Source organism: Phocaeicola sp. ICN-14070 (assembly GCF_037892625.1).
In the GTDB taxonomy this organism is placed as follows: domain Bacteria; phylum Bacteroidota; class Bacteroidia; order Bacteroidales; family Bacteroidaceae; genus Phocaeicola; species Phocaeicola plebeius.
The window spans coordinates 124373-143905 of record NZ_JBBKBF010000001.1 but is presented as its reverse complement, the minus strand read 5'-3'; the positions used below and the strand labels follow the sequence as shown (position 1 = coordinate 143905).

29 protein-coding genes and 1 pseudogene are annotated in these 19533 nt (G+C 51.8%); 7 read left to right on the top strand and 23 right to left on the bottom strand.

What is annotated here, in order from left to right; genetic code table 11:
* The 10 genes and pseudogenes from WKT20_RS00815 to WKT20_RS00770 all read right to left on the bottom strand — a co-directional run.
* Window positions 1-711, bottom strand: a pseudogene (locus WKT20_RS00815) (viral A-type inclusion protein); the annotation flags it as partial.
* Entirely contained in the window at window positions 708-914 is a 207-nt protein-coding gene (locus tag WKT20_RS00810) for a hypothetical protein (RefSeq protein ID WP_007562496.1), read from the bottom strand. The pseudogene WKT20_RS00815 and the gene WKT20_RS00810, both read right to left, overlap by 4 nt.
* A gap of 38 nt (window positions 915-952) precedes the next feature.
* The gene (locus WKT20_RS00805) at window positions 953-1441 is read right to left on the bottom strand and encodes a hypothetical protein (RefSeq protein ID WP_005798252.1); all 489 of its coding nucleotides are present in this window, start codon (window positions 1439-1441) and stop codon (window positions 953-955) included.
* A gap of 3 nt (window positions 1442-1444) precedes the next feature.
* A complete protein-coding gene (locus WKT20_RS00800) occupies window positions 1445-2020 on the bottom strand; it encodes a hypothetical protein (RefSeq protein WP_005798256.1) in 576 nt (191 codons plus the stop codon).
* Complete coding sequence (locus WKT20_RS00795) at window positions 2017-2343, bottom strand: hypothetical protein (protein ID WP_224205180.1); 327 nt, start codon at window positions 2341-2343, stop codon at window positions 2017-2019. The genes WKT20_RS00800 and WKT20_RS00795 overlap by 4 nt, the downstream gene beginning before the upstream one ends.
* Window positions 2309-2788: a hypothetical protein gene (locus WKT20_RS00790; RefSeq protein ID WP_007562503.1), complete on the bottom strand. Its 480-nt coding sequence runs from the start codon at window positions 2786-2788 to the stop codon at window positions 2309-2311. Before WKT20_RS00790 ends, WKT20_RS00795 begins: the two co-directional genes overlap by 35 nt.
* A 28-nt stretch (window positions 2789-2816) precedes the next feature.
* Complete coding sequence (locus WKT20_RS00785) at window positions 2817-3206, bottom strand: hypothetical protein (protein ID WP_007562505.1); 390 nt, start codon at window positions 3204-3206, stop codon at window positions 2817-2819.
* Between the two features lie 15 nt (window positions 3207-3221).
* On the bottom strand, window positions 3222-3686 hold the full coding sequence (locus tag WKT20_RS00780) for an N-acetylmuramoyl-L-alanine amidase (protein WP_007562507.1): 465 nt from the start codon (window positions 3684-3686) through the stop codon (window positions 3222-3224).
* Between the two features lie 6 nt (window positions 3687-3692).
* Window positions 3693-4892 carry a BACON domain-containing protein gene (locus WKT20_RS00775; protein WP_117737026.1) on the bottom strand — a complete coding sequence of 400 codons (1200 nt, stop codon included), beginning with the start codon at window positions 4890-4892 and terminating at the stop codon, window positions 3693-3695.
* 7 nt (window positions 4893-4899) lie between these two features.
* Window positions 4900-5940, bottom strand: a complete 1041-nt coding sequence (locus tag WKT20_RS00770) for a head maturation protease, ClpP-related (protein WP_181980438.1) — start codon at window positions 5938-5940, stop codon at window positions 4900-4902.
* A gap of 203 nt (window positions 5941-6143) precedes the next feature.
* Here WKT20_RS00770 and WKT20_RS00765 point away from each other — a divergent pair, with 203 nt between their 5' ends.
* From WKT20_RS00765 to WKT20_RS00745, 5 genes are read left to right on the top strand one after another with little or no spacing between them, the layout of a single operon-like run.
* Complete coding sequence (locus WKT20_RS00765) at window positions 6144-6587, top strand: helix-turn-helix domain-containing protein (protein ID WP_007562513.1); 444 nt, start codon at window positions 6144-6146, stop codon at window positions 6585-6587.
* A gap of 11 nt (window positions 6588-6598) precedes the next feature.
* Window positions 6599-8131 (top strand): hypothetical protein, encoded by a 1533-nt coding sequence (locus WKT20_RS00760; RefSeq protein ID WP_007562515.1) that lies wholly within the window; start codon window positions 6599-6601, stop codon window positions 8129-8131.
* Between the two features lie 21 nt (window positions 8132-8152).
* The gene (locus WKT20_RS00755) at window positions 8153-8578 is read left to right on the top strand and encodes a phage protein Gp36 family protein (protein WP_007562516.1); all 426 of its coding nucleotides are present in this window, start codon (window positions 8153-8155) and stop codon (window positions 8576-8578) included.
* A gap of 12 nt (window positions 8579-8590) precedes the next feature.
* Complete coding sequence (locus WKT20_RS00750) at window positions 8591-9943, top strand: phage portal protein family protein (protein ID WP_007562517.1); 1353 nt, start codon at window positions 8591-8593, stop codon at window positions 9941-9943.
* A gap of 38 nt (window positions 9944-9981) precedes the next feature.
* A complete protein-coding gene (locus WKT20_RS00745) occupies window positions 9982-11487 on the top strand; it encodes a toxin glutamine deamidase domain-containing protein (RefSeq protein WP_007562518.1) in 1506 nt (501 codons plus the stop codon).
* Here the strand turns inward: WKT20_RS00745 and WKT20_RS00740 are convergent.
* Complete coding sequence (locus tag WKT20_RS00740) at window positions 11449-11697, bottom strand: hypothetical protein (protein ID WP_007562519.1); 249 nt, start codon at window positions 11695-11697, stop codon at window positions 11449-11451. The two genes, WKT20_RS00745 and WKT20_RS00740, sit on opposite strands and share 39 nt — an antisense overlap.
* A 68-nt stretch (window positions 11698-11765) precedes the next feature.
* Here WKT20_RS00740 and WKT20_RS00735 point away from each other — a divergent pair, with 68 nt between their 5' ends.
* Both WKT20_RS00735 and WKT20_RS00730 read left to right on the top strand, forming a co-directional pair.
* Entirely contained in the window at window positions 11766-12389 is a 624-nt protein-coding gene (locus tag WKT20_RS00735; RefSeq protein ID WP_182283808.1) for a hypothetical protein, read from the top strand.
* A gap of 4 nt (window positions 12390-12393) precedes the next feature.
* Window positions 12394-12855: a hypothetical protein gene (locus WKT20_RS00730; protein ID WP_007562523.1), complete on the top strand. Its 462-nt coding sequence runs from the start codon at window positions 12394-12396 to the stop codon at window positions 12853-12855.
* Here the strand turns inward: WKT20_RS00730 and WKT20_RS00725 are convergent.
* The 12 genes from WKT20_RS00725 to WKT20_RS00670 all read right to left on the bottom strand — a co-directional run bounded on the left by WKT20_RS00725 (window position 12838) and on the right by WKT20_RS00670 (window position 19531).
* Window positions 12838-13107: a hypothetical protein gene (locus WKT20_RS00725; protein WP_007562525.1), complete on the bottom strand. Its 270-nt coding sequence runs from the start codon at window positions 13105-13107 to the stop codon at window positions 12838-12840. The genes WKT20_RS00730 and WKT20_RS00725 overlap by 18 nt on opposite strands.
* A 110-nt stretch (window positions 13108-13217) precedes the next feature.
* The gene (locus WKT20_RS00720) at window positions 13218-13880 is read right to left on the bottom strand and encodes a DUF3164 family protein (protein WP_007751532.1); all 663 of its coding nucleotides are present in this window, start codon (window positions 13878-13880) and stop codon (window positions 13218-13220) included.
* Window positions 13881-13898: 18 nt separating this feature from the next.
* Window positions 13899-14096, bottom strand: coding sequence for a hypothetical protein (locus WKT20_RS00715; protein ID WP_007562529.1), 198 nt, complete (start codon window positions 14094-14096; stop codon window positions 13899-13901).
* On the bottom strand, window positions 14083-14268 hold the full coding sequence (locus WKT20_RS00710) for a hypothetical protein (RefSeq protein WP_007562531.1): 186 nt from the start codon (window positions 14266-14268) through the stop codon (window positions 14083-14085). The genes WKT20_RS00715 and WKT20_RS00710 overlap by 14 nt, the downstream gene beginning before the upstream one ends.
* 6 nt (window positions 14269-14274) lie before the next feature.
* Entirely contained in the window at window positions 14275-14697 is a 423-nt protein-coding gene (locus tag WKT20_RS00705) for a hypothetical protein (protein ID WP_007562532.1), read from the bottom strand.
* Window position 14698: 1 nt separating this feature from the next.
* Entirely contained in the window at window positions 14699-14932 is a 234-nt protein-coding gene (locus WKT20_RS00700; RefSeq protein ID WP_007562534.1) for a hypothetical protein, read from the bottom strand.
* Window positions 14933-14950: 18 nt separating this feature from the next.
* Window positions 14951-15421, bottom strand: coding sequence for a DUF4406 domain-containing protein (locus tag WKT20_RS18285; protein ID WP_007562536.1), 471 nt, complete (start codon window positions 15419-15421; stop codon window positions 14951-14953).
* The gene (locus tag WKT20_RS00690) at window positions 15421-15642 is read right to left on the bottom strand and encodes a hypothetical protein (protein ID WP_007751522.1); all 222 of its coding nucleotides are present in this window, start codon (window positions 15640-15642) and stop codon (window positions 15421-15423) included. The genes WKT20_RS18285 and WKT20_RS00690 overlap by 1 nt, the downstream gene beginning before the upstream one ends.
* Entirely contained in the window at window positions 15623-16285 is a 663-nt protein-coding gene (locus WKT20_RS00685) for an ATP-binding protein (RefSeq protein ID WP_032558186.1), read from the bottom strand. Before WKT20_RS00685 ends, WKT20_RS00690 begins: the two co-directional genes overlap by 20 nt.
* Window positions 16254-16511, bottom strand: coding sequence for a hypothetical protein (locus tag WKT20_RS00680; protein WP_007751518.1), 258 nt, complete (start codon window positions 16509-16511; stop codon window positions 16254-16256). Before WKT20_RS00680 ends, WKT20_RS00685 begins: the two co-directional genes overlap by 32 nt.
* Window positions 16508-17389: an ATP-binding protein gene (locus WKT20_RS00675; RefSeq protein ID WP_007751516.1), complete on the bottom strand. Its 882-nt coding sequence runs from the start codon at window positions 17387-17389 to the stop codon at window positions 16508-16510. The genes WKT20_RS00680 and WKT20_RS00675 overlap by 4 nt, the downstream gene beginning before the upstream one ends.
* Before the next feature lie 36 nt (window positions 17390-17425).
* Window positions 17426-19531, bottom strand: a complete 2106-nt coding sequence (locus WKT20_RS00670) for a hypothetical protein (RefSeq protein WP_032558185.1) — start codon at window positions 19529-19531, stop codon at window positions 17426-17428.
* Window positions 19532-19533 lie beyond the last annotated feature (2 nt).

The following is a 19533-nucleotide window of genomic DNA, read 5'->3' as shown; positions in this document are numbered from 1 at the left end:
TTCATCGATGACCGATTTCAGTTCGAAGCGGGTACGCACCATCTGGGCACGGCCGTCCTTCTCTATCTCGGTCATTTCCTTGACTGATACGTTGAATTCATCCACGCCTTTTTTGGCACTGAACAGGTTTTTCGTCCAATCCCAGATTTCATCACCGTACATTACCAGCAGCATGATGCCGGTGGTCATGGCCGTCTGCCAGGAAAAGAGCGAGGACAGGACCTGTTTCCATACCGGTGTGCCTTTCTTGCCTGACTTCTGCAGCTCATCATATTCCTTACGGGCACGGGCCAGTTCGTCCGTAAAAATCGGCAGGTTGTTGGATATGGCCAGAAAGAACATCTGCGGTCCCATGGCCAAAGAAGGCATTTCACGGGCCATCTGCTGGATGCTGTTGTGAAGCCCGTTGAACTGGCGCTGTGCATTGGGCATGTCTGCAGGGGTGACCTGCACGGATTCCGATTCCTCCTGCAGCAGTTTCAGTTTGCCGCGCAATTCCTCAAGCTGCTTCTCCAGTGCATGGATCTGCGCGATATTGGCACTCTGGTCCAGATTGGGGGCAGCCGTCTCCCCGGCAAGGCGCAGCCTTTCCAGTTCAGCCTCCAGCAGCCTGACGGTATTACGCAGTTCCAGCGCCTCACGTTCGGCCTTGTTCATGCCGGGCGTGAGTTTGTCCTTCATCAAAAATTCAACTTCTACAGGTTTGCTCATTCCAGTTTGCTTTGAAAAAATCCTACTATATCGTTCGCTTCATCCTCGGCGCTGTGTTCCGGTCTGGGAGCACCGTTTCCGCCGCCTTGCTTTTTCCGCACATACCGCGGCGCGTCGCTCAGCATCATGATCAGCGTCTGGTAATTCACCCCATCAAGGATGTAATCCACGCTCCAGCCGGTCGCCGATGCAATCTGCCACACGAAGCCGAAAGGGCTATGGGAACCTTCATACCGGGTTCTTAACTCCCCTTCCTTGCCTGGCTCAGTCTCGGAGTCATCGGGTTCGCCCGCGCTGTCGAGCTGATAATACGCATAAAATCCTTCGTGCCCATCAGACGCTCGAATGTTCGGAACATGGCCGTCAGATAACGCCACTCCACAAAGTTCCGCAGTACCCACGCTGTCACCCCGATGCCCACGTGCCGCGACACGTATCCCCGGCATACCGTATAGGCCAGCAGGCGGCTCACAGCCTTACCATGCTCCGCCACAAAGGCCAGTTCCTCGGTCTTGTCCTTCGGTTGCCAATCGGGTTTGACACCCGTCTTCAGGTATTCCCGCGCCAGCAGAATCTGACCCCGCAGCCTCGGACGCTTCATCGTCACACGCACCTCCACCGGGCGTTTCAGCCACGGAAGCTTCCACCTTTTAAGAGGTACGGACACGCCGCTGTCAAGCAGCGCGTCCGCACACTCCATCTCTATCAGTTGTTCCAAACGGTCAGCCATACGTTAGCCCTCCTCACTTTGGAGCGATGCTGCAGCCGCGGCTTCCGCCGGCGGCAGCTTGTACTGCCCCCACTCGTCCGGTATTGCTTCCGTATCGAACACGCCGTAAGGCTGCGAACCGTCCTCCGGCATCGCCACTTCGAGCGTAACCTCTATCTTGGAGGTTTCTGTAAGGGTCAGCTTGCCTGCAGGATTGGAAAGCAGCGTGGCGTTGGGAATCAGTACGCTCTGTCCGGACACGAGGGAGAGTTCCCATGGTCCCTGCATGACAAGCACCTCCGACGGGGCTGTCCAGCCGATCGGAGTTTTCTTTTCCGAGTCTTCTTTCTTATAATGCAGGCTGCCGCCAAGCAGTTTGTGCAGGTTCGAATAGTTCATCTGGATCACATTGAACGTCGGGGCGATGCCGCCGTTACTCTGTGGGATGACCAGCACCGGGGCACCCTGCACCTGTTCGGCCTCGATCTTCGCGGCCTCGGGTTTCTTGCCGCCCAGGTCAAACGAGTTCTTTTCAATATACCCGATTGTGAAATCCTTATACTTTACGGCTCCTATGCCGTACATGAAATTCTTGTTCATCGTTTATAAAGTTTGATGGTTAATAACACACCGGCCAATAAGCCGGCCAATACACCTGTGATAAACGTCCGCATCCGGTTCGGAGGGCGTTTTTCTACTGTTTGAACGTCATTTGAAATTTCGCTCTTGGTTTCGCTACGGATGCGCGCCAGCTCTTCTTCATACCATAGCACCAGCTGCTGCAGACTGTCACACGAGGCTTCGGCCACGATGTTCCCGCTGTCGTCGCTGCCTACGGTCAGATTCGCCTGTCCGCTCTTGCCACGGTACACGGCACCTTCAGGAAGTTTACGGAGGCTGTCCGCAGGTATAGACAGCTTCACCGAACTCGCCGGTATACCCGCCATCACCAGTCCCGCCCGTCGGCTTCCGCTCGCGCTGTCGGTGCTTGCCGATTCCGTCTGTATCTTCTCCACCGTCGTGCTCTTCCTGCTGCTTGCGCAGCCCGCCAAGCACAGGACAGTCATCATGATGGCGGCAACTGTTGGCAGTGTCAATGGCCTTGCGCAGTCGCGCCATTTCGCGCTTGTTGGCCTGCAGGTCTTTTCTTGTTGCATTCAGTTCTTCTTTTAAGGGTACCACAATATTGCTCACCAAAACGCGGGTGGCATGTTCTGCGTTATCCACACGCACACCCTCTGCGTCGGCTTCGGCTTTCATCGCTTCCGCTTTCGCTTTCCTCACCGTAGCACGCAGGGAACCGATGGCTGCTGCAGTGCCCACAAGGCCGCCGCTAAGAATAATGTTCATGATCTCGCTAAAGTCCATACCACCCGTTTTTTAGTCAGTCAACCTTTTATTCTGCTTCCTCGCGTTTCTTTCGGAATAGTCCGATAACCCATTGCACCAGTCCCGTGTCGGCTACCCCATTGGCTACAAGTGAGGCACCAAAACCATAGAGCAAGGCAATGTCCCAGCTCACATCACTCACAAATCCGGCATCAAGCCACCACAGTAGCATCGCGCACACCAAGCCCACACACCAGCTCACCAGCTGCGTCACCCAGCCTTTCATGTTGGGGAACAAACCTTTCAACCCTTCAGTAAGCACCACCACACCGCCGACGAAACCGGCAAAGGTGCCAATCATTGCGTCATAGTCCGTTGCCGGAACATCGGCCCCTTGGGCCATCACAGCCGATACTGTTCCCAGCATCAGCATCATAAACAGCATAATTCGTTTCATTGATTGCTTCTTTTATTATTGGTTAATACCTATTTCTTTCAGCCATTTCTGTACATCGAAACTGGGGCAGGCTTTGGCCGCCAGCTCGTTGTGTCCCACAATGCGCACATCCGGGAATCTGCGATGGAAGTCCTTCACATACTTCTCCAGTGCCTTTTTCTGGCAGCCGGTGCGGGTGTCCTTCGGGGTCTTGCCGTCCTTGGCCACACCGCCGGCATACACAATGTGGCGGCTCACGCTGTTGTACCCCTTGGCTCCGTTGGTCACTTCCCAGGGATCCACCTGCGCATCCTCGTTGTTGTTCACCAAGCGTTCCACACCGCCCTGCAGGTGGAACAGGTCGGTGTAGCCCACCTGTTTCCAACCTCTGCCACCCTGGCTTACGGGCGAAGTGTGCCACTTCCGGATGTCCGCCGATGATACCTCACGCCCCTCCGGGGTTGCCGTACAGTGAATTACCAGATACTTCAATTTTGCCATACCATCTTATTCTTTCTGGTTTTGGGTAATGGTAATCTTGGCCGTCTTGCTGCGGTCGGCATTGAGCGTAAGGGTCAGTGTACCGGTTTTCTGACTGCCACTGTTTGCACCGGCCGAAATCTTCACGCCTTTATCCGTCGCTTCCACCTTGAAGCCGGCAGGGGCACTGCCTATCTCATATTCTCCGCTGGCGGTCACGGTCACTTCTTCACTGCCACCGGTTGCCTCAAGGGTCACACTGGCAGGGTCAACTGAAATCTTCTTCTCGCTCGCCTTGAACACGGGGTTGCTTCGCTTGTCCAGCACCACCACTTCTTCACCGAAGGCAATGTTCGTGTCAGCCTTCATCAGCATCTTGAAGAAGTACAGTTCGCTCGCGTTCGAGATCTTGTCAATCTGAATCACGTCTTCATCGTCCTGCAGGTTCACAGCCGCAAACAGGTTGCCGCCGGCATCGGGCGAACAGAGGGTGCACACAATCAGATCATCGGGCCAGGCCGCAAGCGTCTCAATGGTAATGCCCTTGTAGCGACGGGCATTCACATCGGTTTCGCTCGTGTTCTTGGACTCGCGCTGGGTCAGCTCGTCATCATACTTGTCAAAGTCGTTCACGCTCATCAGAATGCGGAGGTCCGGGTTGTTGCGGATGGCCACGGGAATCTTCGCACGCATGGCTTTCAGTCTGCCCAGCATGGTCGATTCTGCGCTGTCCACCACAATCACCTCAGTATCCTTGGCCATCTGGGTCAGGATGCCGTTAAACAAGTGGTCGTCATCATCCCCATATTCACCGTTCACATAGTGGTCACCCAGTTCAAACTGTACCCGCTTGGCCAACTCGGCAAGCAGGGCGTTCTGCGCTTCGGGCGGAAGTTCCGAGAATACCAGGTTGCCCTTCGGCTGCCATTTGCGCCAGATGTTCTCGAACGTGCGGGGGTTAAACACCGTAAAGGCCATGAAGTCCACCGGGTCAAGACTCTTTTCGTCGTAGTTGAAGTTGCCCTTCGAATCCTCCACGCCGGGGTTCTCCTTGCGCTTCTGGAGCATCTTGCCGGTCTTCAGGCGCGGCAGGCTGATTTTCTTCTCCACACCGGGAATCACCATGATCAGCCCCTTTTCCACAATCTCATTGCTCGTAGCGGCAAGCGTCAGCAACTGTTCCAGTACCTCGCCGCTGTAATTCGTGTTTCTTACAATTATTGCCATAGTTCAATCACTTTTTACGTTTGTCCTTAATTTCTCGCATACGCCTGTTCCAGGGGCTTTCTTCACCATTCGGTTCCAGATGCAGGTCTTCCATCACACGGCGCTTTACCGGCAGTTGGCCCAGGGCCTTTTCGCCGTTCTCGCGGTCATTGGCCAAAAGGTTTTCGTAGATGGGGCGGGTAGTCGCATCAATGCGACCGTCCTGCTCGGCTGCGTCAAGCAGCTGCTTGCGGGCGGCAAGGTCTTCGGCTTCAGCCTTGTCTTCGTAGGTCTTCACCTTGGCCTTCAGGTCGGTGTTCTCTTTCGTAAGGATAGGTACCTTGCCTGCCTCTTCCTCCAGTTGGTCCATCAGGCGGAACACATCCGCATCACTCGCGCAGTCCTTGAAGCGCGGGCGTTTCTTTACGTCTTCCAGATTCATGTCTTCTCTGTTTTTTTGTGGCTCAACGAGCCGGTTATTGAATAAAGTATATATCTGCGCCGGTGTACTGTCTGCCGGCACGGGGTCTGCATCATAGATGTCGTCTATGAAACCAAGGTCCAGGGCTTCCTTGGCGGTCAGCCAATGGTCCTCGCCGTCAAAATAGGTCTGTTTCACTTCTTCCTTGCTCATGCCCAGCCGCTCGGCATAGATTTCACTCAAGCTGCCTTCCAGGCTTTCTATCTCTTCCATGCAACGCTGCAGGTCCTGCTTGTTGCCGTAACACCCGCCGCTCACACTGTGCAGCATCAGACGGGCATATTTGCTCATTTCTACGGGCTTGCCGCAAAGGGCTATCACACTGGCCATGCTGGCGGCTATGCCATCCACATAAATGCGGATGTCGGCCTGGCTATGGCGCAGGGCGTTGAATATCGCAATGCCGCTGTACACTTCCCCGCCGTTGCTGTTGATACGCACATGGATGCGTCGGCTCACGCGTTCGGCTTCCATCAGTTCCTGGGCTATGCGCCCGCTTTGCACCTCCGTATAGTCTCCGATGTCCCCGTACAGGAATATCGTACTGGTGCCGTCGTCACTCGTTGTAATATTGAAAAATCTGCTCATCGTCATGTCTTTACCAGCGGTTTCCCCGCCTTTCGATGGTGCGAAAATAGAACATTCCCATGGCACCAAGAAACCGCGTCCGCATCATAACGTTTTCTGGCGTTATCATAACGCTGTAACCCGTCATCATGCGTACGCGCTTTTACAAACCCCGCTTTTTCATGCAATTTTGTAACGTGATTTACAACTAAAAAGGACGATTTATGGCAGATTTGACGAATGCCCAGAAAAAGGAATGGGCAAAAACTTTGTACCTCAAGGAAAACCTCACACAGCAGGAAATCGCCGACCGGGTGGGCGTGTCACGGGTGTCCGTGTCCAACTGGGTACGGGCCGGGAAGTGGGAGGAACAGAAGGTGGGGCTTACGCTCACAAGGCAGGAACAGGTGGCTAACCTCTACCGGCAGGTGGCCGAAATAAACAAGGCCATCGCCGAACGGCCCGAAGGGGAACGGTTCCCCTCATCCAAGGAGGCTGACATCCTCGGGAAACTGTCGGCGGCCATACGCAACATGGAGCAGGAAGTGGGCATTGCCGACATCATCAGTGTCCTCACCGGGCTCATCGACTGGGTACGGGCGGCCGACCTCGAAAAGGCAAAGGAAATTACACGCCTGGCCGATGCGTACATTAAAGACAAATTATAAAGGGATAGACAATGAAACAGACTGACAGACTCGCTCTCCTCGATTGGGAGAAGTACAAAGAAGACATCGCAAGGGCTACACCGGTCGATAGGAACATGACGGCAGCCGAACGGGAAAAACACCGGGAATATCTTGAGAAACATCCCATAGAATGGATCAAGTTCTTTTTTCCGAATTATGTCAAATATGAATTTGCCGACTTCCAGAAAAAGGCTATCCGGCGGATCATTGCACACGATGAATGGTTTGAGGTGCTTTCTTGGAGCCGTGAGCTGGCCAAATCCACCGTCACCATGTTCATCGTCATGAATCTCACGCTTACCGGACGCAAAAAGAATGTGATTCTGACCTCCAACAGCAAGGACAATGCGGTGCGCCTGCTCGATCCCTACCGGGCCAATCTCGAAGCCAACGGACGCATCATGGCATACTACGGCAAACAGGAACTGCCGGGCTCATGGACCGAGGATGAATTCACCACCAAAGGGAAGGTCTCTTTCCGCGCACTGGGTGCCGGACAATCTCCGCGTGGTTCGCGAAACGAGGCCATACGTCCCGACGTACTGCTGGTCGATGACTTTGATACGGACGAGGATACCAAGAACCCGGACATCATCCAGAAGCGCTGGGACTGGTGGGAAAATGCGCTGTATCCCACAAGGTCCATTTCCGAACCTACACTGGTCATCTTCTGCGGAAACATCATCGCCAAGGACTGCTGCGTGGTGAGGGCGGGCGAAATGGCCGACTCCTGGGACATCGTGAACATCCGCGACAAAAACGGTTTTTCCACATGGCCGGAAAAGAACTCGGAAGAGGACATCGACCGCACACTGTCCAAAATATCCAAAAAGGCGGCACAGGGAGAATATTTCAACAACCCGATTTCCGTGGGAGAGGTATTCGAAAACATTGCATACGGCAAGGTTCCGGCACTCTCCAAATTCAAGTTCCTCGTGGTGTATGGCGACCCGGCACCGGGCGAAAGCAAGGGTAAGAAAGGCAAATCCTTCAAGACGGTTTCGCTCTGTGGCAAATTGGGTGGCAGGCTTTACGTCATCAAGACTTTCCTGGCACAGGCGCTCAATGCGGAGTTCATTGACTGGTATGTCCGGATGCTTGAATTTGTCGGGGGCAAGACCAATGTCTATTGCTACATGGAGAACAACAAGCTGCAGGACCCTTTCTTCCAACAGGTGTTCAAACCGCTGGTGGCAAAAGTACGCCGCGAACAGAAGATTGCGCTGTTCATCCGGGGCGACGAGGAGAAGAAGACGGACAAGGCTACGCGCATCGAGGCCAACCTTGAACCGCTCAACCGCGAGGGGAACCTCATCCTCAACGAGGCTGAACGGGACAATCCGCACATGAAGGAACTGGAGGATCAATTCAAGTTGTTCACCCTGACCATGCGCTATCCGGCCGACGGACCGGATGCGGTCGAAGGGGCGAACCGTATCATTGACGAACTGATCAGGCGCATTGAACCGCCCGTATTCCGATCACGGAAGGATGTAAGAAAACGGAATAAGAAAAGATTATGACAACTCTAAAACAATAGGACTATGAGCAAATTTGTTGAACTTACCGATTACGATGCGAGCATCCACCGAGACATCCTCGACGCACTGGTTCGCGAAGACGAAACGGTCATTGAGGTTTGCGAGGACAGGGCCATTGCCGAAATGCGGTGTTATCTGGGCAAACGCTACGACTGCAACAAGATTTTTGCAGCCACCGGCGAGAACCGTAACCAGCTCGTGCTGATGATGGTCATCGACATGGCGGTCTATCACATCTTCTGCATCCACAACCCGCAGAAACTTTCCCAGGTACGCAAGGATCGTTACGAACGGGCGGTGGAATGGATGAAGGCGGTGGCCGACGAGGACATTTCAATCGAAGGGGCTCCGCTGCTGCCCGAGGAACAAAGGGCGGGCAGGTCGGATTTCCGCATTCAAAGCAACCGCAAACGAACGAACCACTGGTAAAAAGCAAGCATCATGAAAAAGAAAAACAGAAAAAACAACAAAGCCGGCATCATCACCGTAGGGGGAAACTTCACGTTGCCGGGACAAAAGAGACCGAATGTGATTGTGCTCACACAGCCCAAACGCTTCGGGCTGGACATTTCCGACTACATGGCAGCCGTAAGGGTGGCCGAGAATGTCGATTTCTCGCGACGTTACAAACTTTATGACCTCTACGAGGACATTCTGATGGATACCCACCTTTCCTGTGTGCTCGAAAAGCGAAAGAATGCCGTGCTGTGCTCCAACATGGAATTCCGGGTGGACGGGAAGCCCGACGATAAAATCAACGAACAGATACAGTCGCCCTGGTTCAACCGGCTGGTGGGTGACATCCTTGATGCGAAATTCTGGGGCTTCTCGCTCTGCCAGTTCTACAAGCTGCAGGAGTGGGTGGATTATGACCTGGTACCACGCAAGCATGTGGATCCGGTCAGGGAACTCATCCTGCGCCACCAGACGGACATTACCGGCCATTCCTGGAATGAATATACCGACCTGCTGTTTGTGGGTTCACCGTCCGATTTGGGGCTGTTGGCCAAGGCTGCACCTTGGGTCATCTACAAACGTAACACTACGGGCGACTGGGCACAGTTCTCCGAGGTATTCGGCATGCCTATCCAGGAATATATCTATGATTCCGACGACGACGAGTCACGCCAGCGGGCCATGGAGGATGCGGCCAATGCCGGAAGTCTGGCGCAGTTCTTCCATGCCAAGGACACGGAACTCAAACTCACGGAAGCCGGAAACAAAACAGGGTCTGCCGATGTCTATGAACGCCTCTGCGAGCGGTGCAACAACGAAATTTCCAAACTGATACTGGGCAATACGCTGACCACCGAATCGTCCGAAAAAGGCACGCAGGCTTTGGGTACGGTTCATAAGAAAGTAGAGGACAAGGTACTGGAGGCCGACCGGAAGTACGTGCTCAACGTGCTGAATTACGACATGACGGACATTCTGCTGCGCATGGGCATCAACACCGAAGGGGGTACGTTCTGTTTCCCCGAACCGAAGGAAACGGATGCCGGTACCAAAATATCCATCCTCACGCAGCTGAAGAAGAACTTCAACATCCCCATCGACGACGACTATCTCTATGAGGAATTCGGTATCGACAAACCGGCCAATTACGAGCAGCTGAAGGCGGAACAAAAGACGGCTGAACAAGCCGACCAGATTCCAAGCCCGAAGAAGGAGCCGGAGCCAGCGAATAAGGGACGGGATGATGAACCGACACCGAAACAGAAAAGAAACTTCCGGAACTGGCTCAAAGGTTTTTTCGTGAAAGCCCCGGCAGACGGGGCAGCTTTAGACTGGTAGTCGACAGACTGTATGCGGCTGATAATGGCAGCATCTCCATGGAGTTTGACTTCTCCGAAGAGGTGCTGCGGCGTGCCTTGCTGAACATATACAGCAGGGACTTTCATCCGGCAACCGAAATCGAAATCAACCTGTTCAATGAAATATGGGCAAAGATGGACAAGGCGGCAAAGGAAGGGTTCAGCAAATCCAAGGCCATTACTCCGGACGAGGATTTCAGAAATGCCATACTCCGGAACAATGCCGTATTCTCGGCATTCAAGGTACATCGTATGCAGAATGACATGGCACGACTTTTATTGGATTCAAACGGCATTTTAAAACCGTTCGACAAATGGGTACAGGAAGTCTTGCCCATTGCTTCCCATCAGGTTCGTCACTGGCTGCGGACGGAGTATGATACGGCGGTCATCCGGGCGCATCAGGCGGCTGACTGGCAACAGTTCCTGCGCGAACGCGATATTCTGCCCAACCTCAAATGGCTACCGTCCACCTCCATTCATCCGGGGGCTGACCACCGCCCGTTCTGGAATACCATCCGGCCGATTGATGACACGTTCTGGAACATCCACCGACCGGGCGACCGGTGGAACTGCAAGTGCGACCTCACTGCCACCGACGAGGAGCCGACACCACTTCCGGACGAAGACGACAAGAACAAGCCCCAGCCCGGACTGGATAACAATCCGGGAACGGACGGCAAACTGTTTTCCGACAATCATCCATATCAGGCAGAAGCCCACAAGGGTGCCCAAAAAGCGGTGGATAAACTTATGGCCCGTATTGACGAGATGATTGCGGAAATGCCGGACTACCTTACCGGGGAGGAAAAAATGGCCATTGCCCGGAACAACCTCGAAATGGAAAAGGCTCTTAAAATCAAAAAAGGAAAACCTATGGATGTGGATAAGGCGGACAAACAGAATGCAAATCCCAAACATGTGGAAGAGTATATTTTGGATTCCAAAGGAATATACCGCGATAAAAGGGGAAACAGATACCGGAAGAACAGCGATTACGATAAAAAACGGGATACTCCATACAGTATCAACTGCCAGACTTGCGCACCGGCATACGCTTTACGATTACGTGGATGGGATATTACCGCCAAAGGCAATGTCGCAGGGTCTAAACTTGAATATCTGAGTAATGGACGTGCTTTTGAAGTCTGGAAAAACACCGACGGTACTCCGGCGCAACATATAAGTATAAACAGCTGGCTTGCGCACAAAGGATACCTGAAAATGACCCCTAAAAGGTACATGGAGTATTTCAATGAGGTATGTAAGGAAGAAGGCGTGTATGAATTGTGCATCGGCTGGAAAAGTGGAGGAGGTCATGCTACAATCCTGCAACGGTTTGCGGATGGTGAACTAAGGTATATCGAACCCCAAAGCGATAATTCTGCCGGTTCAGGAATGGAATGGAAAGACGTAAAATATTTATGTGAAATAGGAGCTGCGACTTCCCACAACTGCAGGGGAGTCCTGAGAATTGACAATAAGCTATTCGATGTCTCCTTCCTCGATATTTTCGATACATGAATCGATAACGTCAAGGGATAACGGACCGGTTATTTCGGTTGCGTCTTTACCGTCATACAGATAGACGAAAGGATAACCGGTACAGGAGTCCCCCGGAAACTTGAACACATAGGCTTCCTGGCCTTCATAAATACCAAGGTATTCGAAGGTGTCACCGTATTGCTCAATAAGTACACGGGCCTCGTTCTTTACTTGTTCCGGTATATTCATAACGCATAAAAGGCATATTGGAAGCCTCGGTTGCAAAGTTATAAATTATTCTTGAATTACTGATGATTATGGACATAAAAGATTTTACGGAAATGATAAAGCGGAAACGTGACAGGATGGACAGTATGATGCGCCGCAAAATGCCAGTCATGGTAGGACGAATGGCCAAAGACCATTTTCAGGATAACTTCCGGCAGGGTGGATTTGTCAATGGCGGTCTTCACCCTTGGCCCAAAGCCAAACGGCTGTCCTCGGGAGGTTCCGATGCCGCCAGCAATTATGGAACGCTGCTCTCCGGCAGGAAACATCTGTTCAAATCGGTCGGATATACACCTGCAGACTACCGGGTAAGGGTATTCAACGAGGTGGTCTATGCACCCATCAACAACTGGGGCGGGGAAATCGATGTCACCGTCACAGACCGCATGAGGCGCTTTGCATGGGCCAAGTTCTACAAGGCTTCGGGAAAAAGAAAAAAAACCGGCACAGGGCAAAAGAAACGCGTCAAACGACGTTCCAAGCCGAAGGAACTGAATCCGCAGGCACAGTTCTGGAGGAACATGGCGCTTACCCAAAAAAAGAAACTGCACATCCGCATCCCGCAGCGCCAGTTCATGGGCGAAAGCGAAGAATTGAACCGGCGTATCCGGGAAAAGGTGGACCAGGAAATTACCAACATTTTAAACCAATAACGATATGGACGAAATTTTTATCGCAATCATGGAACAGATTGCACAGGAAATGCCGGAACTCTCTCTCATCGACGAGGACTACGGACAATTGGAAATGGGAGCAGAAGAAGACCAGTACCCGGTCACTTTCCCTTGTGTATTAATCGGAAATACAAACTCCGACTGGCACGACCTCGGATACGGGGCACAGAAAAGCGAATCCGCACTGACCGTCCGGCTGGCCATCGATTGTTACGACGATACAAGCTACGCATCCGGCACGTATGACAAGGTGAGGGAAAGGCAGCAGCTGGCCAAGAAATTATACAAGTCGCTGCAGTGTCTGCAATGCACGGACAACGCTTCGCCGCTGGTACGCGAGAAAAGCCGTTCGTATGCCATGCCGCATTACATCAAGGTCTATGAAATGACGTTCTCATTCACACTGCACGATGAATCGGCCATGCCGTCATCTTATGGGGAATAGTTCCAGCTGGGCGGCAGTCAGACGGGGGGCTTTCACCTTGGGAACAGGCTTCAGATTGTAGTCTGTTCCCTCACGTGATTTCCGGCGGATGATGGTCATGATACGTTCCTCGGATATAAAGAATTCGCGCTCCGACAACACTTTTAAAGCATCGTCGAACCGCAACCGCTGTATTTCTGTCCAATAGTAGTAACGACGGCATAGTGCCTCGTCACGCAGCTTGATCAGTTCTTTATCCCGTCCTTTGCCCATACATTTTATTTCTCTTACAAAAATAACTGATTTCCATCTATTTTAAGAACAAAAGCGCCGCAATTATAACAACTGCGGCGCTTTCTGTTTATAGGGTTAACGGGTTTCGGCTACAAACGGCAGAAACTGGGTTCAATGCGGGTCCATACGCCGTTTTCAGGGTTGCGGCGGCTGAAGTAGTAGTTGGTGGCATTGCGCTGCACTACATTAGCTTCCTTGAACAGGCGCATGATGTCTGCATACTCTTCATCGAACTTATCTTCCAGTTCATACAGCTTTGAAATGCTCTTGTAGTCCAGGTCGCCCATCTTGTTGCGCTCCAGCAGGGTCATGGCCATCTGATACATCGGATCATCAGAACCTTTCTCGCTGTTCTGCATGTAGCGCTTCAAATAGTCAATCAGACGGTCGGCTGCCATGTCGGCTCGTTCATCGAAGCCTTTCACCTTGTTGCTTTTCACTTCCAGACGGAAGTCTCCGTCCGTAATGGTATAGCTGCGCTGTTCGTCGCTTTTCACCTGGCCGTATTCCTTCATCACCTTGGTAAAGGCATCGGCTTCTTTTTCCAGCCATCCGCGGAACCCGGTCACGGCATTCACCATCTCAAGAACGTTGGTCTTTACTTCGTGCATAAACTCACCGCGTAATGCCTCGTAAGTTTCACGACGGGCGATGCGGTCTTCTTTCTCTTCTTGCTGCAGCTGGGCCATGAGGGCTGCTCGCTGTTCTTTACTCAGGGACTTGATGTCCACACTTTGATTGTTCTTTTCCATTTTAAATCATTTTAGTTGTTAATCAGCTATTACTTTGTCATCCTTCAGCAGCAAAGCGAATGTCCTGTCTCTTTCTGCTTTGGTTTCAAACTTCTTGTATGTCTTCCAGCCACCGTTTATGCCGGTACACATCTTTATCCTCGGGCCTGGATAATCATCCTTTCGTATTATACAGAACCCCGCTTTTATCAGCTTGTCTTGGTCATCTATCCTCATAATCATCCTGCTTTTCCGGTTCATCGTCTATCAGCATGGCCTCCCCATTGGCATACGCCCAGTCGGCCAGTTCGTTGAAAAACTCCGCTGCATCCTGGTTCTCCATATCGGATGTCGTAAGGGTCACGTCTTTTCTTATGCGCTCAAGCGCTTCATGTGCTTTTTTATCCATATTGCTCTATTTATCGGTTAAACCTCCTTTTCGTTGGATAGCCCGCAGTTTGATGGCCAGTTGTTCCAGCTCGGCTGTACTAACCTGAACAAAGGGCTTGCCGGCTATCCGGGGGTTGTTGCAGAATTCGTTCACCCGGTTCCAGTCGGTGGTGTCTATACCCAACTGTTGCATCAGCTTCAGGCAGACGCTGCGTTTCCGTCGCAGTTCCTCGCGAAGTTTCTGCCGCCATTCGTCTTGTCCGCTCAGTTTCTCCAGAGCAGTACAACAAACTTCATACTCCTTGGCCGTCATTTCCTTCAGACTGTCTGTCCGGTTCCACGTGTACTGCAGCACGATTTGTTTTTTGAATTCCTCCCGATCGCCCTGATAAGGCAGTTTGTTGAACAATGCATAGAACCGGGCGAAATTGGTTACTTCCTGTGCCATATCATCCTTTCACTTTTTTCTCCACTGAAAGAATTGCCAAACTTATCATCATAAGTTTTACAGACTGGCTGTCCTCTTCAAACAAATCAATATCCGCAACCACAGGCTCACCGCTCATGGTGTTCCATATTTGCTCTACCTCTTTCGTCTTCTTTTGATTCATCAAAAAGAGATACGCGTCATACTCGGAACGGTCAAATTCAAATACGACCTGAACTTTCTGTTTTTCTTCCATACATTCACTATTAAAAGGTTATTCAAACAATACTTTAATGCCACACGAACTGGCTACGTCAAGCTCCAGTTTGGCTCCCTTGCTCAGTTCCCAGTCCTTCAGCATGTAGATATAGTCACAAGCCAGCAACAGGGCAATGTCGGCCCGCATGTGGGCTCTCCAATGAGCTTCATCCGGCAATCCGTTCCTGAAAGGGTTTACAGGATCATAGCCTTGTGCCATCAGTTTCTCCTCGGCACGGCTGAAGGCTTCCTTGCGCTCATTCATATCATAGTGCGCGATGGCTCCGCTGATGTACACTTTCCCGGCACCGGTCGCTTCACCACGTTGAAAAGCCTTGTGTCGTTCCCACCGTTCCGGAACCACCACACTGTAGTTGCACGATTGGCAGCAGCAGCCTTCTTCTTTCACCGGGAACGGATTGTATCCGTAGCCCTCATACTCTTTGCCGCAGATGCAGCACACTTTCTTTTCTTCTTTCTTTTCCATCACTTCAAATCTTTAATGTTTATTTGGCAGGACGGATGCCATACCTGAATATTCCGAGCAAACATCACATCCCTGGTTTCTATCACTACGTGTCCCTTTGTCTTGGCCCTGCGCAGACGGAGGTCGCTTTGTATGTTACGTTCTACCCAATCGTCCACCACGGCCTCCGCTTCCTGTTCTTTCAGGAGTATCTGGTACAGCTTATTCTCCCATTCCATCATTCAAATAATCCTCCATATTATCGTCCTTCAATGTTTTGGCAGCACCTTCTTCCCATATCACGTAGGGCTCACCGGGCCGCTCCATAAAGCGGCTTTTGCACCAGGCTTTGAAACAGCTTACCATGATTTTCACATCGGCATCATATTCCACCTTGCGGGCGCTTCTACCTGCCGGATGAAGCCCCTCGGCATGGCTGATGAAGATAAACAGTTTCTTGGGATGACGTTCCTTGAACTCCTTGTAGGTTTTGTAGTTCAAGCCGCTGTATTGGAAGCTGTCGATAATCACGATTCCGGGACTGCCTCTGCGCCGTAACCGTTCCTCCAATTGCTCCATCGGTTCCCGGTCAAGGATAATCAGCTTCTTTTTCACTTCACCCATCTTGTGCCGTTTCAGGCTCATCTGGAACGACAAACCGGTACTTTCTTCCAAACTGTCATAAATTACGCGTCCGAAGCTACACAGGTACTTGGCCAACTGCATCACAAAGCTGCTCTTACCGTTTCCGCTGGCTCCCCAAATAATCCACACGCCGCTCTTGGCCGGGTTGCCTATCGAGGTTTGCCAGTCCCCGGAAAACTCGAACCGGGGAATCTTCATGTTCAGCACCTCACCGGGACTGTAGGCTCTCTTCAGTTTCACGGTTACCTCCTTTCAATTCTTCAATAAGAGCATCAGCATAGTCCACAGCAAGTCTGGCAACTTGTTTTATAGACATTATACCTGATGAATTGCTTCTTACTACCGGAAGCATGCTTTTGGCAATTTCATATCTGCGCTGTTCCCAGTCTATCTCATTCGCTTTTCTCATCTCGCGATGGATACCGATAACAGCATCCATCGCTTGCATTTCTATCTTGCTTATCATGCCTGCATCCTCCTTAATTTTTCGATTTCGGTATATACGCGCCGCAAGCCGCCTCCGGTGCTATGAACAATCTTGGCAATGTCGGCACCGTCCGGGGCATTGATTTTTGCGACGATGGCAGCCTGTGCCTTCAGAAACTTTTCGCGTTCCTGCGCATCGTCCGGGGTCACCTTGCTGTAGGAGTCACCGTAGCGGCTCAACATTTCGGTATAGCCCACCTTCTTGCCTTCGATGGCGCGGTTGATCTTCTCCTTTAATCCGTCGGCACCCATCATATACCAGGCACAGCAGCGTTCCGTAGCGTTCCAAAGCGCCTTTAACTCCAGGAAGGCTTCATACTGCAGGTCCCCGGCTTCATCCAGGATAACCAGGGGCGTATCAATCGTGCGCAGGTAGGCCACCAGATCCTCATACACGTCGCTATAGCGTCCGTTGCTGGTCACACCGAATTCCTTGGCAATGTAGCGTATCAGCTTCAGTTTGGTCTTCACCTGGCTGCAGTCCACATATACGGCGTGCTTGTGCTGCTTCACGTAAGCTTTCGCTGTAAAGGTCTTGCCGATATTGGGCATATCGCACAGGATGGCACTCAGCCCGCTTCCCTGGCACACTTCCAGCTGCTTGCTCACAAACACGTAGGTCGGGGTCTGTGCTGCCAGCCAAGGTATTTCTGTACGCAGTTGCACGCCTAATCTTCGGGCTATACCTACCCAGTTGGCATCACTGACCTGCTTTTCATAATTGCCCCGCTTGATGGCATTGTAAACGCTGGGGGCTATGCCCAGTGCCGTGGCATGGCGGTTGTCACTGGGATAATTTTCACGGTCGGCGGCTATCGCTGCCACAATACGTTGCTTTACTTCATTTGTTATTTCCATTTGAATGCTGTTTTAAATTCGTTCTAACGTCGTTAATTATATCTTGGCTACTGCATCATGCTCGAAGGCACTGATGTCCATATAGGCTGAGTAATCTTCTTCCTCGGCTTGTGCAGGAAGGGGAACGGCTTCCGCCTGTACCTCTGTTATCAGCTTTGCTTCCTCTTTGGCAAGGATGCCCACACGCTTGATCTTGCCGTCCTTCATCATCTTGTCGAATTGAGCTACATACTTGGACTGTTCGGTATAGGCTGCCTTGTCGTACTCGGTCTGCTCGGCTGTATTCTCATTGTAACGGGCTACGGGCTTGCAGGTGGCGATATATCGTCCGTTCTGGTAGATATATACCTCGTTGATGGTTCCGTCGGCATCGGGCAGATAATAGGCATCTACCTTGTAGTTCCTCGGCTCCAGCTTTTCGATGATTTCCGGGCTGGGCAGTCCGTATTGGTTGTACATCACCGTGCAGTAGGTGTTCTGCCGGATGGTTGTTTCGGTGTGCTGTCCGATGAACCGGTAAAGAACGGCCTTGTCCCAAGGTGCAAGGTTCGGGTTCTGATGGGCGCAAAGCACATCCCAACGGCTCATGCCCGGATAGCGCTTTTGGTTGGGGTGAGGCTGTGCGTTGAAGGTCTCAATGGCGCGTATATCATCGGCTACCAATTCTTCATAACTATAGGTCTTCACCTTGTAGGTGTTGTTCTTTTCGTCATACACCTTTTCTTCCTTCGGGCGGTTGGCCTCCAGCTTGGCATACCATCGGCCGATACCTACCTGCGTGCGTTTCTCCACACCGTATTTCTTTTCGCGGTTCTTGTGCTCGGCACGTTTTTCACGCGAGTTCCCGGGGTTACACCAGCGGATCAGGGGGAAGACGGTACCGGCTTGCATCAATCCGTCGGCAAAGTCGCTTACCAGGTGGTGTTCCACTTCTAACTCGGCGGGGATATACATGCCGTTCCGGTCCAGGGTCTGGAACATGTTTCGCATGCAGTCTAAAAATAACTCGGTAGTCTTGTACCGGTTGTAGGCATATCCCACCACAGCACCGCTCACCACATCGTAGGCATAATAGGCTTTCACTCGGTTGCCATCCTTCATTGGGCGCGGCAGGTCGCGGTCGTCAAGAGAAACCTTACTCAAGGAATATTCACCGATGCTGCGCAGATGATAAGGACGGTAGGCATTGTTGAAATCCCATTGGCTCATGTGCAGCTTACCGCGAAGGGCCTTGTTCTTGGGGTTGTTCAGGTAGTTGGCTACTGTGGCCGGGCTCAATACCAGCGGATTTCCATCCTTGTCGGTAAAGTCTGCCGGATTCAACACCTCGCCGGTTTCGGGGTCATATAGCTCCAGTTCTCCTTGCACAAATAGATTGTACTGTTCCCACACGGTGGTATTGAAGGGCTGCTCCGGTTGGGCATCGATGCTCAGCAGCAGGCGTTCAATGTCATAGGTCACTTTCCGGCGGTTCTGGTTCATGAACTTGCGGCTGATAAGGCTTTCATAGCCGTTGGCCTTGAAGTCATTCACACGCTTCTTGAAGCGGTTGGAACTGACAGGCAAGGTATGTCCGAACTCTGCTTGGTAGTAACTGATGGCTCCTGCCAGTTCGCCCCAGTTCACCGGCCCGGCCTTCATGGCCTTTCGCATAAACGTGGCATCCTCCATGGCACGCATCACTGCCTCAATTACCGAAGCGTTTACCGTATATTCTTGGATGTGTTCCGGTGGCAGTGTATCTCCGTTGTCAAAACGGAACCGGGTGTAAAATTCCCGGGCTTTCGCATCGATGTGGTAATGGCTGCCGAGCCAGTTTCTTATTACGTCTTCTTTCATATCTCCGTATTTTAGTTTTATCCTTTCCTGAAACCGTAGGGGCATGGTGGCTATTTCTACCAAAACGTAACCTCCCAGACCTCTTCCGGATCGAACTACATTGATTTTCTCCTTTGCCGCTAACTTCTTGTAATTGGGTATCGACATGATGGGAGCAAGTTCTTCTTCGGAAAGAGTGGAAGGATGAACTCCTTTCAGCGTGCGGCTTCTGCTGTAGTCTGCCTTTCCGTTCACCATCACCGGTCGGTCATCGTAAGTCAGGTCATTGTAGGATATGCACAATATCTTTCCATAATACTCCATTT

What these genes read in the sequence shown, in the direction of transcription:
- WKT20_RS00770 (WP_181980438.1), bottom strand. Translation starts at nt 5,940, where the DNA reads ATGAGCAGATTTTTCAATATTACAACGAGTGACGACGGCACCAGTACG.
- WKT20_RS00725 (WP_007562525.1), bottom strand. Translation starts at nt 13,107, where the DNA reads ATGGGCAAAGGACGGGATAAAGAACTGATCAAGCTGCGTGACGAGGCA.
- WKT20_RS00790 (WP_007562503.1), bottom strand. Translation starts at nt 2,788, where the DNA reads ATGGACTTTAGCGAGATCATGAACATTATTCTTAGCGGCGGCCTTGTG.
- WKT20_RS00700 (WP_007562534.1), bottom strand. Translation starts at nt 14,932, where the DNA reads ATGGAAGAAAAACAGAAAGTTCAGGTCGTATTTGAATTTGACCGTTCC.
- WKT20_RS00745 (WP_007562518.1), top strand. Translation starts at nt 9,982, where the DNA reads ATGGAGTTTGACTTCTCCGAAGAGGTGCTGCGGCGTGCCTTGCTGAAC.
- WKT20_RS00780 (WP_007562507.1), bottom strand. Translation starts at nt 3,686, where the DNA reads ATGGCAAAATTGAAGTATCTGGTAATTCACTGTACGGCAACCCCGGAG.
- WKT20_RS00805 (WP_005798252.1), bottom strand. Translation starts at nt 1,441, where the DNA reads ATGGCTGACCGTTTGGAACAACTGATAGAGATGGAGTGTGCGGACGCG.
- WKT20_RS00710 (WP_007562531.1), bottom strand. Translation starts at nt 14,268, where the DNA reads ATGGATAAAAAAGCACATGAAGCGCTTGAGCGCATAAGAAAAGACGTG.
- WKT20_RS00735 (WP_182283808.1), top strand. Translation starts at nt 11,766, where the DNA reads ATGGACATAAAAGATTTTACGGAAATGATAAAGCGGAAACGTGACAGG.
- WKT20_RS00705 (WP_007562532.1), bottom strand. Translation starts at nt 14,697, where the DNA reads ATGGCACAGGAAGTAACCAATTTCGCCCGGTTCTATGCATTGTTCAAC.
- WKT20_RS18285 (WP_007562536.1), bottom strand. Translation starts at nt 15,421, where the DNA reads ATGGAAAAGAAAGAAGAAAAGAAAGTGTGCTGCATCTGCGGCAAAGAG.
- WKT20_RS00670 (WP_032558185.1), bottom strand. Translation starts at nt 19,531, where the DNA reads ATGGAGTATTATGGAAAGATATTGTGCATATCCTACAATGACCTGACT.
- WKT20_RS00760 (WP_007562515.1), top strand. Translation starts at nt 6,599, where the DNA reads ATGAAACAGACTGACAGACTCGCTCTCCTCGATTGGGAGAAGTACAAA.
- WKT20_RS00690 (WP_007751522.1), bottom strand. Translation starts at nt 15,642, where the DNA reads ATGATGGAATGGGAGAATAAGCTGTACCAGATACTCCTGAAAGAACAG.
- WKT20_RS00755 (WP_007562516.1), top strand. Translation starts at nt 8,153, where the DNA reads ATGAGCAAATTTGTTGAACTTACCGATTACGATGCGAGCATCCACCGA.
- WKT20_RS00750 (WP_007562517.1), top strand. Translation starts at nt 8,591, where the DNA reads ATGAAAAAGAAAAACAGAAAAAACAACAAAGCCGGCATCATCACCGTA.
- WKT20_RS00785 (WP_007562505.1), bottom strand. Translation starts at nt 3,206, where the DNA reads ATGAAACGAATTATGCTGTTTATGATGCTGATGCTGGGAACAGTATCG.
- WKT20_RS00715 (WP_007562529.1), bottom strand. Translation starts at nt 14,096, where the DNA reads ATGAGGATAGATGACCAAGACAAGCTGATAAAAGCGGGGTTCTGTATA.
- WKT20_RS00775 (WP_117737026.1), bottom strand. Translation starts at nt 4,892, where the DNA reads ATGGCAATAATTGTAAGAAACACGAATTACAGCGGCGAGGTACTGGAA.
- WKT20_RS00675 (WP_007751516.1), bottom strand. Translation starts at nt 17,389, where the DNA reads ATGGAAATAACAAATGAAGTAAAGCAACGTATTGTGGCAGCGATAGCC.
- WKT20_RS00730 (WP_007562523.1), top strand. Translation starts at nt 12,394, where the DNA reads ATGGACGAAATTTTTATCGCAATCATGGAACAGATTGCACAGGAAATG.
- WKT20_RS00800 (WP_005798256.1), bottom strand. Translation starts at nt 2,020, where the DNA reads ATGAACAAGAATTTCATGTACGGCATAGGAGCCGTAAAGTATAAGGAT.
- WKT20_RS00765 (WP_007562513.1), top strand. Translation starts at nt 6,144, where the DNA reads ATGGCAGATTTGACGAATGCCCAGAAAAAGGAATGGGCAAAAACTTTG.
- WKT20_RS00740 (WP_007562519.1), bottom strand. Translation starts at nt 11,697, where the DNA reads ATGAATATACCGGAACAAGTAAAGAACGAGGCCCGTGTACTTATTGAG.
- WKT20_RS00680 (WP_007751518.1), bottom strand. Translation starts at nt 16,511, where the DNA reads ATGATAAGCAAGATAGAAATGCAAGCGATGGATGCTGTTATCGGTATC.
- WKT20_RS00720 (WP_007751532.1), bottom strand. Translation starts at nt 13,880, where the DNA reads ATGGAAAAGAACAATCAAAGTGTGGACATCAAGTCCCTGAGTAAAGAA.